The organism is Labrenzia sp. PO1 (assembly GCF_012273635.1).
GTDB classification, from domain to species: domain Bacteria; phylum Pseudomonadota; class Alphaproteobacteria; order Rhizobiales; family Stappiaceae; genus Roseibium; species Roseibium algicola.
Window position 1 is genome coordinate 509,681 of sequence record NZ_JAAXCR010000004.1, and the last position, 15,059, is coordinate 524,739.

A 15,059-nucleotide genomic window follows, 5' to 3' on the forward strand; every position below is an offset into this window, starting at 1 on the left:
GGCGAGCCTGTCAGCCGCCCGAAACACGGGCCGCGCGGGGATCCGGTTCGCTGTCAGCGCGGATTTCCAGCGCCAGGGCGTGCACACCGCCGGCAATTTCGTCTGCAAGCAGGTCGTTGATCGCCCGGTGCCTCGCCACGCGGTTCATGCCTTCGAAAGCGGCTGCGGCGATCTGTACCCGGAAGTGGGTTTCGCCGCCCTCGCGCCAGCCACCGTGGCCCCTGTGCTTTTCCGACTCGTCGATGACGTTCAGAAAAGACGGCGAGAAGGCTGCGGAGAGTTTGTCGGTGATCGTCTGCTTTGTGCTCATGTGTCTCACTTGGCGTAGCTGTTTTCGAAGTTCAAGTCTTTCGTGGTCCGGCACTGCCTGATACAGTGCCGGGCTCTTCGACTTTCGAAATCCGGTGCGGGGAAATTAACTTTGGATACCGGGACAATGCAACGGCCTGCGGCTTGCCCGTCGGCCCTCACACTTCAATATTTCGGCGCATGAAACTGGACTCAAAACTCTTCGACAGCATCCGTGTGAAACCGGACAAGGAACGGGTGGAACAGGACCGCCATCCTTCGTGCGACCATCCGGGTTGCAAGCGGCCAGGCACGCACCGGGCGCCGAAAGGGCGTGACCGGGAGGGGCAGTATTTCAATTTCTGCGTTGACCATGTGCGCGAATACAACAAGTCCTACAACTATTTTACAGGTATGGGCGACGACGACGTGCGCACCTATCAGAAGGACAGTCTGACGGGGCACCGGCCGACCTGGAAAATGGGCGTAAACCGGCAGGCAGCCGAGGGGCCGGACGGGTTCGACGCCCGCTCCAGCATGCGCTCCAATGCGCAGCGGCGCACCGAGCAAGTTCGGCGCCCGCGCGAAAGAAAGCTACTAACGCTTGAAAAACGTTCCCTGGATGTGCTCAATCTGCCTTACACAGCCCGTGGCGCCGAAATCAAAGCGCGCTATAAGGAGCTTGTTAAATTGAACCATCCGGATGCCAATGGCGGTGACAGGTCTTCCGAAGACCGCCTGCGGGAAATCATTCAGGCGTATAACGTTCTGAAAAAAGCCGGTTTCCTTTAGAGCCTGCAGGGTCCTGCCGGCTTTTCCCAAACGACCCTTCCCGAACTTCCGGGACTGCGGAGGACTGATGACTGAGACGACGACTGCGGCCATGGCCATGCCGGACACTGAAATTTCCGTAGAAGAGGTTTTCGGTTTCAAGTCCGACCTCAAGGTACCTGCATTTTCCGCGCCGTCAGAACATGTGCCCGAGCGTGACGAAGACTACCTGTTCGACCGCGCGACCACGTTGGCGATCCTGGCGGGTTTTGCTCATAACCGGCGCGTGATGGTGACCGGGTATCACGGTACCGGTAAATCGACCCACATCGAGCAGGTGGCGTCGCGTCTCAATTGGCCGTGTATCCGCGTCAACCTGGACAGCCATATTTCCCGTATCGATCTGGTCGGCAAGGACGCGATCGTGATCAAGGACGGCAAGCAGGTTACCGAGTTTCGCGACGGGATCCTGCCCTGGGCCTATCAGCACAATGTCGCGTTGGTCTTCGACGAATACGACGCCGGCCGTCCGGACGTAATGTTCGTGATCCAGCGTATTCTGGAATCTTCCGGCCGCCTGACGCTGCTCGACCAGAGCCGGGTCATCCGTCCGCATGCCGCCTTCCGGCTGTTCGCCACCGCCAACACGGTCGGTCTCGGCGATACTTCCGGTCTTTATCACGGCACGCAGCAGATCAACCAGGCGCAGATGGACCGTTGGTCGATCGTCACCACGCTGAACTACCTGCCGCATGACAACGAGGTGGATATCGTTCTGTCGAAGGCCAAGCACTTCCAGTCGGACGAAGGCCGCAACACCGTTTCCAAGATGGTGCGCCTGGCGGACATGACCCGGAACGCCTTCATCAACGGCGACCTGTCCACGGTCATGAGCCCGCGCACGGTCATTACCTGGGCGGAAAATGCCCAGATTTTCGGCGATGTCGGCTTTTCCTTCCGTCTGACCTTCCTCAACAAGTGCGACGACATGGAACAGTCCCTGGTGGCAGAGTTCTATCAGCGCTGCTTCGGTGAAGATCTGCCGGAATCCTCCGTCAACGTAGTCATGAGCTGAGGTCCCGATGGCACCGCGGCCGGGTCACAATTCCCTTCCGGGCAACAAGCCCGCACCGAGCACCGAGCCATTCAAGCAATCGGTGTCCGGTACCATGCGGGCGATTTCCGGAGAGCCGGAACTGGAAGTCATCTTTTCCGGTGACCGGCCCGGTCTCAGCGGCATGTCCGCGCGCTTGCCCGAACCTTCGCGCAAAATCAACGCGCGCGAGATCGCGATCACCCGTGGCCTGTCGGACAGCATCGCCCTGCGCATTGCCTGCCACGACAAGGCTGTTCATTCCAAGAATATGCCGCAAGGCCCGGACGCACGGGCGATCTTCGAAGCGGTCGAACAGGCCCGCTGCGAAGCCGTTGGCGCACGCCGGATGCAAGGGGTTGCCGACAACCTGTCGGTGATGCTTGACGACCGGTTCCGCAAATCCGGTGCGCCGGATATCTCCAGCCGGGAAGAAGCACCGCTGCAGGATGCCCTGTCCCTGCTGGTGCGTGAACGGCTGACCGGCGCAAAGCCGCCGGAAAGCGCGACAAAGCTCGTCGACATGTGGCGTGGCTGGATCGAGGACAAGGCCGGTGCCGACCTCGACAGGCTGGAAGCCGAAGTCGAGGACCAGAATTCCTTCGCGGCCCGTCTTCGCGACGTCCTGAAATCGCTCGACATGGGTGATGAGCTTGGCGATCACGACCAGGACATGGACCCGGAAGAAAACGAGGACCAGGGCAACAACGACGAAGCTGAATCGGGCGACGACAGCGAAGAAGATTCCGGCGAACAGGAAGCCTCTCCGCAGGAGATGGAACTTTCCGGCGAAGAGCAGGAAAGCGGCGATACGGAAGCCGCCGAAGCCGATATGGAAGACTTCGCCGATCAGGACATGTCGGAGGATACCGAGGAGCCGGGCGAAAGCGACCGGCCCGATACGCCGTTCTCCAACCGGCCGGAATCCGACTACCGCGTGTTCACCACCCAGTTTGACGAGACGATTACCGCTGAAGAACTTTGCGACATGGCGGAGCTCGATCGTCTGCGCGGGTTCCTGGACAAGCAGTTGACCCACCTGCAAGGGGCCGTGGCGCGCCTTGCCAACCGGTTGCAGCGCAAGCTGATGGCGCAGCAGAACCGGGCCTGGGACTTCGACCTTGAAGAAGGGCTTCTGGACACCGCCAGGCTGACCCGTGCCGTAACCGATCCGATGGCCCCGCTTGCCTTCAAGCAGGAGCGGGACACCAATTTCCGCGACACGGTCGTGACGCTGCTTCTGGACAACTCGGGATCCATGCGCGGACGTCCGATCACCGTTGCCGCCACTTGTGCCGACATTCTGGCGCGCACGCTGGAGCGCTGCGGCGTGAAGGTCGAGATCCTCGGCTTCACCACCAAGGCCTGGAAAGGCGGCCAGTCGCGGGAGAGCTGGATCGGTGCGGGCAAGCCGCCGACACCTGGCCGGCTCAACGACCTGCGCCACATCATCTACAAGTCCGCGGATGCGCCCTGGCGCCGGGCCAGGCGCAATCTCGGCCTGATGATGCGCGAGGGCCTTTTGAAGGAAAACATCGACGGCGAAGCCCTGCTGTGGGCTCATGACCGGCTGATGGCACGGCCCGAACAACGTCGCATCCTGATGATGATTTCCGACGGCGCGCCGGTGGACGACACCACGCTTTCGGTCAACCCGGGCAACTATCTGGAGCGCCACCTGCGCTACGTCATCGAGGAAATCGAGACCCGGTCGCCGGTCGAGCTGATCGCCATCGGTATCGGACACGACGTCACGCGCTACTACCGACGGGCCGTCACCATTGTCGATGCCGAAGAACTGGCGGGTGCCATGACCGACCAGCTTGCCAACCTTTTCGACGACGAGGTGGACACCTCCTTCAACACGCGTGGCCGCCGTCGCCGCGCGGGTCATCGTTAGTCGGCAGGATCTGGAAAACATGGGAGCAGAAAGGCGTCTTTCGGCAGGCAGCTTCGCGCTGGCTGCCGCCTTTCTCTCCACTTTCTGGTTTGCTGCGCCCGCCGCTGCCGGGGCGCCGGAGCTGCTTTCGGACGCACAGCCGGTCAAGGCCCGTACCCGGTCCATCGACACATTCCGCATAGGGCTTGCCGATACGACCTTCGGCAAGCTGACTTTTCTTGGCGGTCTGGAGCTGATAGCCGCGGACCGCAAGGTCGGCGGGCTATCCGGTCTGATCAGTCTGGACGGGGGAAGCGCGTTTCTGGCGGTCACCGACAACGGGCATTGGGTCAGTGGCCGAATCGTGCAGACAGCGGATGGCAAGCCGACGGAGATCGAAGACTTGCGGTTCGCGCCGCTTTTGGGTGCCGATGGCAAAACGCTCGATGCACGTTGGGGTCATGATACCGAGGCACTGACGCTGTCGGGCTCCGGTCTTTATGTCACTGCTGAAACCCGCAACGCCATCTACCGGTATCCGTGGCCGATTTCGACCGGCAAGGAAAGGATGATCGGTGAAGTCGCGCTGCCGCAGGATATTCGTGATCTGCCGCGTAACACCGGTCTGGAAGCTCTGGCGGCCGGGCCGGAGGACGGCCCGTTGGCCGGCAAGCTCGTGGCTGTCGCGGAATCAGCGCCAAGCGACCTGCATGATCTGTCTGGCTTCATCATTGGTCCGGACGGCACGGAACGCTTCACCATCCGCCGGTACGAGCGCTTCGATGCGACGGATGCGGCGTTTCTGCCCGGCGGCGACATGGTTCTGGTGGAGCGCCGCTTCAGTCTGCGTGATCTGATCGGCCTGCGGCTGCGGCGGTTCAAAGGAGCCGACATTGCTGCCGGGGCCGTTCTGGAAGGCGAGTTGCTGCTGGAGGCCGACTTCAACTCCCAGATCGACAACATGGAAGCTCTGGGTATTCACACCAATGAAAACGGTGAAACAATCCTGACGCTTGTCTCCGACAACAACCGTTCGATCCTGCAAAGGACCTTGTTCCTGAGGTTTCGGCTGGAAGATTGAGGCGCGGGAGCACTTCTGCCCGGCAAGTCGATCCCCGGACGACCAACCCCGCCTTTTTCGTACCTGGTGCCTAGGCGGCAGTTCCCTTCGGCATGGCCTGAAACAGGCCGAGCACCAAGCGGTAAGGGGCGAGCAGGGCGACGGCAACCAGCATCTTGACCAGGAAGTCTCCCACCGCCAGCGACACCCACAGCAGCGCCTGGGTGTCGTCGCTGATGCCCAGGAAGGGCACCGGGAAGGCGAGCGAGCTGTCGTCCATCCCGAACAGGCCATCGATGAAGGCAAAGCTGGCGGAAAAGGCGATGCCGAAGAACAGGAGCGTGTCGATTACCGAGCCGATGAAGGAAGAGGTGATCGGCGCTTTCCACCAGGCCAGCTTTCGCATGCGGTCGAATATCGTCACGTCCAGCAATTGCGCGACCAGGAACGCGGTTCCGGAGGCGATGGCAATGCGGGGCGTCGCCAGCCAGATCGACAGGACCACGGCAATCAGGAAGCCGGCAATCACAACCTTGCGTGCGGCGGTCGGGCCGAAACGGCGGTTGGTGAGATCGGTCACCAGGAAGGCGACCGGGTAGGTGAACGCACCCCAGGTGAGCGTATCGGCAAGATTGACACCGCCGATGAAATGCTCGACCGGGAACTGGACCAGAAAGTTGGATGCAACGACAACGGCCGCCATCGCCAAAATGGCGACTACGTGATGGCTCGCGGAGAAGGTCCGGGTTTCGGTCATGTGTTCACCTCATAACGACAGACGCCCAACCGATATCGATTGGGCGTCCTGAAAAGGTTCTTTGCAAGTATGCGAGCTGCCTGCTGCCGGAGCGAGCCGTGCAGGCGCTTCAGGCCTTAAGCGGCAGCGGCTTCAGCCTGCTTGCGCTTGATGTCGACCTTGATCTTGCGAGCAGCATCGGACAGGTCCGCGTCGCTTGCCTTCATCAGGTATGCGTCCAGACCACCGCGGTGTTCGACGGAGCGCAGTGCGTGTGCGCAGACCTTCAGCTTGAAGGTTTCGCCGAGCGTGTCGCTGATGAGGGACACGTTGCACAGGTTCGGCAGGAACCGGCGGCGGGACTTGTTGTTAGCGTGGGAGACGTTGTTGCCCGTCATCACATCTTTGCCGGAGAGTTCGCAACGGCGTGCCATGATATCACCTTTTGTTTTCGTGGCTGGGCCGTTACTTTGAACCCAGCAAGTCCAACCGGAACCGGCGCGGACCTGAGGCCCGGCGACATCGTCTCCGGCATTTCTCGGAAAAAGTTGCCCCGCTATAATGGGAGTGAAGGCCAACGTCAAGACATCTCCGCCGCTTTGCGGAGATTCACTGCTTTTATTTGCAGGACGCCCGGCTGTTAACCAGTGAGTTACCATAATTTAGAATGATTGGGGTCGTTCATCGAGCGGGATTTATGGTATCTTTCCGTCGCGGAACACTCATGGCGCGGGGGCGCAATTCGCTGCCAGACGGCAGTCCGGAGGTTTTGAAGTGTTTGGTTTGATGTCTCTCGGGCGGCTGGTCGCCCTGCCAATGCTTGCTGCGGCGCTGCTGACGACACCGGCGGAAGCCAAGAAAAACAGCGTCGGCGGCCTTTACAATATTTCGATTGCCGGCTTCAAGGTCGGGCGCGGAACGCTGTCGCTCGTCATGCAGGGCAATGCCTATTCGGCCAAGGTCAGCCTGGAGCCGGCAGGTATCGGCACGCTGTTCACCACCGGCAAGGGTGGGGCGGAAGCATCCGGCTGGATGGTCGGATCGCGGGTCGTACCGTCGAAATACAGGATGGCGTCGCACGCCTCCAATCTCGATTTCTACGTCAACCTGAGCCAGGGCTCCGGGTCCATCCGCTCAATGGAAGTTGCGCCGCAGTTCAAGCCCAATCCGGAGCGGATCAAGGTGACGGACCGGCATACGCGCAATGCGATCGATCCGCTGAGCGCCGCTCTGATGCCGGTGGGTCGTGCCAAGGACAGTCTCGGGCCGAAGGCCTGTTCGCGTCGTCTGCCGGTGTTCGACGGCTGGACACGGTTCGATATCAAGCTGAGCTATTCCGGCACGAAGGAAGTCTCGGGCCACGGCTATGACGGCCAGGTCGTCGTTTGCAAGGCCCGCTGGGTACCTGTCGCCGGGCACCGCCCGTCCAAGGATTCGGTCAAATACATGGCCCAGGCCAACATGGAAGTGTGGGTTGCGCCGATGGGCCGTGACAACGTGCTCGTCCCCTACCGGATTTCCATCGATACAAAGAACGGCCGCTTGATCGTGGAAGCAGACAAGCTCAAGATCGACGGTGCTGGCAGCGATCAGGCATCCGTCGACTGATCACCGACCCTTCTTCGGCCCTTTCCGGCAAAAAAACCGGGAAGGGTTTCCCAGGCGCGAGAGGCTTTCAATCCCTGTTTGCCGGCACACCGAGACTTGCGCCCACTTGCGTCTCTTGATACAGCCCTCCAACTATGCGTTCAGGCACGCTTGCGTTGCCTGGAGCATCTTGCGTTGTTCAGACGCGGCAAAGATGCTTGAACGTCTTTGAAATGATCGACATTCGGGTGGCTGGTCGCTTTCGGCTGGTAATCCTTCGATCTTGTGACAGAATTTCCGGAGCGGCCGCCGGACGTAAGGCGGTGCCGGCTTGTTTCAGGTAACCGAGTAAATGCACAGCTATTTGGAATTCGAAAAGCCCGTTGCAGACATTGAAGGCAAGATCCAGGAGCTGCGCGCTCTGGCCGGGGAAGATGGCGAAGCCGTCAATGTCGACAGTGAAATCGACCGGCTGAAAACGAAATCCTCGCAAACGCTGCAGGACCTCTACGCCAAACTGACGCCCTGGCAGAAAACGCTCGTTGCCCGCCATCCCGATCGCCCGCATGCCGTTGCCTATATCGCCGGTCTGATCGAGGATTTCACGCCGCTTGCCGGTGACAGGAAGTTTGCCGAAGATGCAGCGCTGATCGCCGGTATCGGTCGTTTTCGCGGTCAGTCGGTGGCTGTTCTGGCTCAGGAAAAAGGCCACGACACCGAAACGCGTCTGAAGCACAACTTCGGCATGGTCCGTCCGGAAGGTTACCGCAAGGCAGTCCGGGTCATGGAAATGGCCGAACGTTTCGGCCTGCCGCTGATCACCTTTGTCGACACCTCCGGCGCCTATCCGGGACGCGGGGCTGAAGAGCGCGGCCAGTCCGAAGCCATCGCCCGCTCGACGGATGTCGGCCTCGGCCTTGGAACGCCGTCCGTTTCCGTCGTCATTGGCGAAGGCGGCTCCGGTGGCGCGATCGCGATCGCGACCGCCAACAAGGTTCTGATGATGGAACACGCGATCTATTCGGTGATTTCACCGGAAGGCGCCGCCTCCATCCTGTGGCGCGACAGCGCCAAGGCGCAGGACGCTGCGACAGCACTGAAGATCACCGCACAGGATCTCAAGCAGCTCGGTGTCATCGATGACATCATCAAGGAGCCTGTCGGCGGTGCGCACCGTGCACGCGAAATCGTTATCGACAACGCGGGCAAGGCGATCGAATCTGCGCTGAAAGAGCTGGCAGGCCTGTCGCCGGATGAAATACGCAAGCAGCGGCGCGAAAAATTCATCTCTATCGGCAGAACCCTGAGCTAGATCTTCCTGCTCGACCTGGTGTCTTCCGGTTGCCGGCTTCGGCGATATCGCCACGCTGGTAACCGCGCTGTGCACCAAACTGCTGTATTTCGGAAAAAACGATGCAAGGCCGCCGTAAAAGCGGCCTTTTTGCCATCCTGTGGCCAGAATTTGCCGTCATTCAGGCGAAGTTGGGACGCACAAGATGACGCTTGGGCAAGTTTTTGTTCCTATCACCATAATTTTGGTCGCAGGCACAATCCGGTTTCAGTAACTTATCGTCAACCATCATTCCCTAGCCTTTGCGCGGGGGCGAGGACGCAGGAAGTGCGGCAAGGCAGTTCGTTCGCCTTTGTCGGTTTCCGCTTAGTTTGGGACAGTATCATGGTCTTTCGGCGCCTTATGAACACGCCAGCCGGCCTTCTTCTTGGCAACAGCGGCCTGAGTGGCCGCAAGGCAGCCCGTCTTGGTGCGGCGCTGATGCTTGCCGGTGTGCTGGCGGCTTGCCAGGCAGACGAATTCACTGCAGGCCCCAACAAGGCGCAGCAGCCTGTCAGCGCGTCGATCAAGCGCAAGATGAACGATCTCAACATGAGCTCGACCTCGCCTATCATGATCCGGATCTTCAAGGAAGAAAGTGCTCTGGAAGTCTGGAAACAGACCCGCACGGGCAAATACCAGCTTCTGGACGAGTTCGAGATCTGCAAATGGTCCGGCAAGCTCGGCCCGAAGTTCAAGGAAGGCGACCGTCAGGCCCCGGAAGGCTTCTACGAGATCACGCCTGCCCTGATGAACCCGAATTCCAGTTATCACCTGGCTTTCAACCTCGGTTACCCGAATTCCTATGACCGCTCCCACGGCCGCACCGGCTCGCATCTGATGGTGCATGGCGCCTGTTCGTCCCGTGGCTGCTACGCGATGACGGACGAGCAGGTCCAGGACATCTACGCGCTTGCCCGCGACAGCTTCAAGGGTGGTCAGCGCTCCTTCCAGGTTCAGGCCTTTCCCTTCCGCATGACGCCGGAAAACATGGCTCGCCACCGCGACAGCGAGCACATGGAATTCTGGAAAATGCTGAAGACCGGCTACGACCATTTCGAGATCACGCAGACACCGCCGCAGATTTCCGTCTGCGAGAAGAAATACGTGTTCGATGCCACCACGCTGGTGGAAGGCGTACCCTTCCGGGCCAGCGCCAAATGCCCCGACTATCAGGTGAGCCCGAGCATCGCCACGGCAGTTGCCTCCAAGCAGCGCCGCGACAACGAGAAGTACCAGCAGCTTGCTGCCCGCTTCGATGCTCGTGACGAGCGCCAGAAGCGCTGGGAAGAGCGCTCCAACCGGCTTGCCGAAGCGCTCGGCGGTGGTGAGGACGACACCAACCCGGCTGTTGCCACGGCCGAGACGGCTGCGCCTGACGCACAGCCCGCAGCCGAAACGGCGACGGCTGCAGTTCCTGCAGAAGCGGCTCCGGCAGCACAGCGGCGGCCGGGCTCAGCGGTCGAGACCGCCTTTGCCCCGCAGGACCAGTCGGGCGGCAGCTCTGTCGGAAGCTTCTTCAAGCGCTGGGTACCCTTCGGTCCGAAAGCTTCGGAAGAAGGCGCTGGTGTTGGCCCGATCGAAACCGAAGTGGTTCCGGATACCAAGCCGAACTGATCGGGCCCTGTCCCGGGGCCAACCTCAGACCCGGTCTCGGCACCATGGAGATCCCGCACCCCGGATGATGTCCACATCCAGAGGACAGCAAAGTCCTCAGGATGTGGAGGGAATGCGACCCGCACTGCGTGACGGTGGATTGAGCAGATCTTGCGTGATGTGGGAAGCTCGCGGCGCAAGCCCGCAGGCACAGCCTGCCTCAACGGACGTTATTTGATCGCGGTGATGGCGGCCCATTGGGTCGGTTTGCGGTCATAACCACTTCCCAACCAGGTTTCTGTTTCCAGGATGCTCCAGGTTGCCGCTTCTCGCCAGATCGCAGTCAGTTCGTCCTGAGGCAGAAGATTGTAGTAGCGACCAAACGCGTCTGTGCCTTCGTTGGTGCCAACCTTGAAACTGGCCCAAACGACCCCGTTGTCGTGCAGCGCCCGATGAATTCTCTCAACCACATCGCCGAGGTCGGCTCTTGGAGCGTGGGTTAGTGCGGCGCAGGAATAGACGCCGTCATAAAGTTCAACCGCATCAAGCTCGTTAAACAACATGGTCTGAACCGGCTGACCTAACCGTTGCGCAGCTATCGCAGCGAGTTCGGACGAGCCATCCGTCGCATCCAGAACGAAGCCGGACTTGAGTATGGCCTCGGCGTCCACACCGCCTCCGGTTCCCAGTTCCAGAATTCTGCCCTTTGCTTTGCATCGCTCCAGGAAGGCAGGCAATCTGGGATTAGGCGTCTCCTTGTCGGCAACATATTCCTTGGCAGTGGTGTTGTAAAAATTCACTGTTTCGCTGGTCATTGATGACGCTCGCCCCTCCCCATCAGGTTCGATTTCAAATTCGCATAACTTGAAGTTGTGGTGGCTGTTTGCGGCGCAAAGTTGACCTGAAAGGGCTGTCGTTGAAGAAGGAACCTATCGTGCCGGGATTTGAGCGGAGCATTCCTGGCGGGAGCGCTTGCTCTGGTAGAGAAGGTGGGCAGATCTCGGGATCCTCGACACCTGTCAGGACGGCAGCAGGCCCTTTGCTTCAAGCGTCATTCTTGTGGCTTCGTTGAGATCATATTTGCCGAGATCTTCGGGAAGGACCCATGCGAAGTCCTCGAACTCTTCGTTGATGGAAACGCTGCGGTTCGCCGCCTTGCAGTCAAATATGAGATAAATCATGTAAATCTGCTCGGAAGTGCCGTTCGGGTAGGTCTTTGTCCGGACATCGTCGCGAAACGTCCAGGGTTGGACGTTCTCAATCGTCAGGTCGGATCCCAGTTCTTCCGAGATTTCTCGAAGCAGCCCTTCTGTCATCCGCTCACCCTGTTCCAGACCGCCCCCCGAAAGTGCCCATTGTCCGGGAAAGACACCCCGGTCGCTTGGCATCTTGCACAGAAGGTACGCGCCTTCGTTTTCGATCAAAGGGCAAACAATAATTCTCTGACGCATGTCTTTCTCGATCTAACTGATTTTACAAGGAAACTTTCGGTTACGATCCGCGGCAACGGCGGCATTCGTCGCAACAAGGGGGGCAGTCTCCCGAACCCTTGAAAGGTTCAGGGGGGCGATGGACGGCTTGTTTGCGATGGAGTGTCGATCGGTGTTTTGAAAGACAAAAGCTACCGCGTCGATCACGTGCTTGTCTTTTACTACAGCGGCGGTAATCCCCTTGAAACGCCTTCCTGCAGCACGGCCGGGTCGTAGGCCTTTCGCGAGAAAACCTCGCGCACCAGAGGTTCGAAGCTTTCCAGCGTGTCCATTTCATAATCGGGATCGAAGGAGGACTGGTCCCAGCGTTCGCAGAAGTCGGCGCAGGCCTGGAAGTGCATGTGATCCTTGAACTGATCCCGGGCGTTTTCGTCCCAGCCATAGTGACGGCCGTAATAGAGCATCTGGAAGATGCCATGATGTTCCACCACCCAGGCAACCTCGTCCCGCACGAAGGGGCGGATGACCTCGGCAGAGAATCGGTCGTGGTTCTGCGGGGCCAGCCCGTCGCCGATATCATGCAGAAGCGCGCCGACGATCCAGTCGATGTCCGCCCCTTCCCGACGCGCCCTTGTGGCCGCCTGCAGGCCATGCTGCATGCGGGTGATCTTGTAGCCGGACAGCGTGTCCTCGTTCTGGCGCTTCAGTTCAGACAGGATCCGTTCCGGTGTCAGGGCGTGATAGGGCCGCTCCGCTTCCGCCAGCAGATCGTAGTCTTCCTTGGTGCCATCTTTCATCTGGGTGAAGGACACTGTTTTCATGGCGCACACTCCTGTTTTGCGGGAGTGTGCGCCAGGACTTCCGATAAAGTCCAGACAGGAAACACCCTGCTTCTGTGAAGGCCCTCTGCCTAGTTTGACACTGGCGCCGGAAGGTGCGGCAGAACCGCTTCGACAGCCAGGCCGAGCGACAGCAGATGCCGGTCGGAATAGGCGGGGCCGTCAAGCTCCAGGCCGACGGGCAGGCCGTCCGATGTCAGCCCCGCGGGCAAGGACAGGCCCGGAATTCCGGCGACGGAACCCGGATCGGTGTTGCGGATGAACGTGGGGAAGGTCGGTACGTCTTCTCCGTTCAGCGACACGGTTTCATCGGAACCGGTGATGGGCTGTGCCGGCAGCGGGGTTGTCGGGAAAACCAGTGCGTCCAGCTTGTTGGCTGCAAAGACTTCAGCATATCCGGCCTGGATCAATGGCCGCATGTCGTCCATTGCCTCCCGGTAAACAGCATCCGGAATCGCCTGGTTGCCCAGCACCAGATTGTCGAAGACGAATTTGACGTCGGGGCTGGCGACTTCATCGGCTATGTCCTGCAGCCCGAGCCCGGTTTCATGCATCTCCAGAAAGGCGGCAAGATCCCGTTTCACTTCCCACAGGGCGATCGGGAAACCGGCTTTTCCGGCAAGTTCAAGCTCCGTGCTGATATCGACGGGAACAAGGGTCACGCCGGCGGCCTGCAGCTTGTCCAAGGCTTCCTTGAAGAGACGATCCGTTTCCGGTGAGAGGTTGTCCGTCAGCAAGCCTGGAACACCCAGGCGGACGGTACCGAGGTCTGCAGGGTCGAGTGTCGCACTGCTACCCGTGATCACCGCATCGAGGAGGACCAGGTCGGAAACCGTTCTTGCAATCGGACCGGGCGTGTCGCGTGTCGCGGAAATCGGCACGATACCTTCTGCCGGGTAGCGGCCTGTGGTCGGGCGCAGACCGGAAACACCGTTGAGTGCCGAGGGAATACGCACCGAGCCACCCGTGTCGGTTCCAAGGCCGGCCGGTGCCAGCCTGGCGCCGATCGCAGCGCCGGTGCCGCCACTCGAGCCGCCGGCAAAGCGGTCCGGATCATAGGCGTTGGCAACCGCGCCGAAGGCGGCGTTGTTCGAGGTGATGCCGAAAGCAAGTTCGTGAAGATTGGTCTTGCCGAGCAGGATCGCGCCCGCATCGCGCAGTTTCTTCAAGACAGGCGCGTCTTCTGCGGGCACCCATCCTTTCAGGGCAGGCGTCCCACCGGTGGTCGGCAAGCCAGCGGAGGCAATGTTGTCCTTCACGACAATCGGCACGCCGTGCAGCGGTCCGAGGGGTTCACCTGCCTTCACGCTTTCATCGGCGGCTGCAGCGGCTGCAAGCGCGCCTTCGCTGTCGAACGTTATGTAGACATTGCCCGGGTCATCGCCGGTTCTGGCGATGAGGGCGTTGACGAGGTCCGTGGCTGTCAGCGTCTGTCCGGTTATGGCGCTCGCCGTTTCCACCGCACTAATGGTGGTGATGTCGTCGGCGGCAAACGCCGGACCGGCAAAGAGGGCTGCGATCGCAGTCAGTCCTGCTGTGAGATGCACTTTCATGTTTGTTCCCCTTCTTGTGCATGAGGGAAACAGCAAACGCCTGTGCCTTTTCCGGCGCATCCTCGAAAATGAGGAGGCGCTTCGTTTATTGGAGAGAAAGTCGCGTGTTGACGCTGGCGAGCAGTTCCGCCCGGCTGGTCACCCCCGATTTTTGAAACACCGCCTTGAGGTGGGTGCGAACGGTCGTGACGGAGATTTCAAGTTCCGCCGCAATCTCGCGGTCGCGCTTGCCTGCACTCACCAGGCAAAGCACGTCCTGTTCCCGGCTGGTGAGCCCGTGGTGGCCCGCCCAGGCCGTCAAGCGCAATCGGGGGTCGGCATCGCGTTGTTTGCGTTCGTGTGCCTGCATGTTCGCAAGGGCATGTCCGAAGGACGTGCCGATTGCATTCAGTATTTCCAGATCGCGCTGCTGGAAGGTTTCCTTGCCGGCGCCGCGCCAGATGCGCAGGTCGCCCAGATGGCCGGTCGCCGCATAGGCATGGAAGTTCATGCCCTGATGCAGGCCGTCCCGTGCCAGAAAGTCATTGTAGAATTCGGTGCGCAGGAAGTCTTCCCGGGAAATGACCTGGTCGAGGTGGGTGGCGCGCCGGCACATGCGGAACCTGGGTGTGATCGGATCGCAGTGCTGGAAATGGTGCTGGTAGGCGGCGAGATTGCTTTCGTCCATGTTCAGGAACACGCCGTCCGTGTCGCCGTCGGTCCTTGTCCAGACGTAGGAGGCAAAGTAGTCCGCCTCCAGAAGGTCCAGCAAGCGGGTGCCAAGCTGCAGCCTGAGTTGCCGTGCGTCCTGAATGGCGATCATGTCCTGCATGATCGCGAAAATCAGATTTGTTTCCCGGCCCGAAAGCGTTGTCAGCATGCCAGACCTCCTCTTGCGTCATGGTAGCGAGGAAGAGG

At 60.3% G+C, this 15,059-nt stretch carries 15 protein-coding genes; 7 read left to right on the forward strand and 8 right to left on the reverse strand.

What is annotated here, in order from left to right:
- Nucleotides 1-10: 10 nt before the first annotated feature.
- Nucleotides 11-310, reverse strand: a complete 300-nt coding sequence (locus tag HCG46_RS22530; RefSeq protein WP_152505312.1) for a BolA family protein — start codon at nt 308-310, stop codon at nt 11-13.
- 179 nt (nt 311-489) lie between these two features.
- Here HCG46_RS22530 and HCG46_RS22535 point away from each other — a divergent pair, with 179 nt between their 5' ends.
- The 4 genes from HCG46_RS22535 to HCG46_RS22550 all read left to right on the forward strand — a co-directional run bounded on the left by HCG46_RS22535 (nt 490) and on the right by HCG46_RS22550 (nt 5,112).
- Entirely contained in the window at nt 490-1,080 is a 591-nt protein-coding gene (locus HCG46_RS22535) for a DnaJ domain-containing protein (RefSeq protein ID WP_023002804.1), read from the forward strand.
- A gap of 67 nt (nt 1,081-1,147) precedes the next feature.
- Nucleotides 1,148-2,134: a cobaltochelatase subunit CobS gene (gene cobS, locus HCG46_RS22540; RefSeq protein WP_023002805.1), complete on the forward strand. Its 987-nt coding sequence runs from the start codon at nt 1,148-1,150 to the stop codon at nt 2,132-2,134.
- Nucleotides 2,135-2,141: 7 nt separating this feature from the next.
- Nucleotides 2,142-4,052 carry a cobaltochelatase subunit CobT gene (gene cobT, locus HCG46_RS22545; RefSeq protein WP_023002806.1) on the forward strand — a complete coding sequence of 637 codons (1,911 nt, stop codon included), beginning with the start codon at nt 2,142-2,144 and terminating at the stop codon, nt 4,050-4,052.
- A 19-nt stretch (nt 4,053-4,071) separates the two neighbouring features.
- Nucleotides 4,072-5,112, forward strand: a complete 1,041-nt coding sequence (locus tag HCG46_RS22550; protein ID WP_168687424.1) for an esterase-like activity of phytase family protein — start codon at nt 4,072-4,074, stop codon at nt 5,110-5,112.
- A gap of 70 nt (nt 5,113-5,182) precedes the next feature.
- On the opposite strand, the gene HCG46_RS22555 is transcribed toward HCG46_RS22550, so the two are convergent.
- Nucleotides 5,183-5,848, reverse strand: coding sequence for a VUT family protein (locus tag HCG46_RS22555; protein WP_168687425.1), 666 nt, complete (start codon nt 5,846-5,848; stop codon nt 5,183-5,185).
- A 116-nt stretch (nt 5,849-5,964) separates the two neighbouring features.
- Nucleotides 5,965-6,261 carry a 50S ribosomal protein L28 gene (gene rpmB, locus HCG46_RS22560; protein WP_023002809.1) on the reverse strand — a complete coding sequence of 99 codons (297 nt, stop codon included), beginning with the start codon at nt 6,259-6,261 and terminating at the stop codon, nt 5,965-5,967.
- Nucleotides 6,262-6,601: 340 nt separating this feature from the next.
- Between rpmB and HCG46_RS22565 the strand changes: the two genes are divergently transcribed.
- The 3 genes from HCG46_RS22565 to HCG46_RS22575 all read left to right on the forward strand — a co-directional run bounded on the left by HCG46_RS22565 (nt 6,602) and on the right by HCG46_RS22575 (nt 10,361).
- A complete protein-coding gene (locus HCG46_RS22565) occupies nt 6,602-7,435 on the forward strand; it encodes a DUF3108 domain-containing protein (RefSeq protein ID WP_208984624.1) in 834 nt (277 codons plus the stop codon).
- 331 nt (nt 7,436-7,766) lie between these two features.
- A complete protein-coding gene (locus tag HCG46_RS22570; RefSeq protein ID WP_152505314.1) occupies nt 7,767-8,726 on the forward strand; it encodes an acetyl-CoA carboxylase carboxyltransferase subunit alpha in 960 nt (319 codons plus the stop codon).
- 363 nt (nt 8,727-9,089) lie between these two features.
- Nucleotides 9,090-10,361 (forward strand): murein L,D-transpeptidase family protein, encoded by a 1,272-nt coding sequence (locus tag HCG46_RS22575; protein ID WP_168687426.1) that lies wholly within the window; start codon nt 9,090-9,092, stop codon nt 10,359-10,361.
- 209 nt (nt 10,362-10,570) lie between these two features.
- On the opposite strand, the gene HCG46_RS22580 is transcribed toward HCG46_RS22575, so the two are convergent.
- From HCG46_RS22580 to HCG46_RS22600, 5 genes are all read right to left on the reverse strand, one after another.
- A complete protein-coding gene (locus HCG46_RS22580) occupies nt 10,571-11,155 on the reverse strand; it encodes a class I SAM-dependent methyltransferase (RefSeq protein WP_168687427.1) in 585 nt (194 codons plus the stop codon).
- A 204-nt stretch (nt 11,156-11,359) separates the two neighbouring features.
- Nucleotides 11,360-11,791, reverse strand: a complete 432-nt coding sequence (gene nudI / locus HCG46_RS22585; protein ID WP_168687428.1) for a nucleoside triphosphatase NudI — start codon at nt 11,789-11,791, stop codon at nt 11,360-11,362.
- 200 nt (nt 11,792-11,991) lie between these two features.
- Nucleotides 11,992-12,591, reverse strand: coding sequence for an HD domain-containing protein (locus HCG46_RS22590; protein ID WP_205838628.1), 600 nt, complete (start codon nt 12,589-12,591; stop codon nt 11,992-11,994).
- A gap of 89 nt (nt 12,592-12,680) precedes the next feature.
- Complete coding sequence (iaaH, locus tag HCG46_RS22595; RefSeq protein WP_168687429.1) at nt 12,681-14,162, reverse strand: indoleacetamide hydrolase; 1,482 nt, start codon at nt 14,160-14,162, stop codon at nt 12,681-12,683.
- Nucleotides 14,163-14,247: 85 nt separating this feature from the next.
- The gene (locus HCG46_RS22600) at nt 14,248-15,021 is read right to left on the reverse strand and encodes a LuxR family transcriptional regulator (protein WP_168687430.1); all 774 of its coding nucleotides are present in this window, start codon (nt 15,019-15,021) and stop codon (nt 14,248-14,250) included.
- Nucleotides 15,022-15,059: the final 38 nt, after the last annotated feature.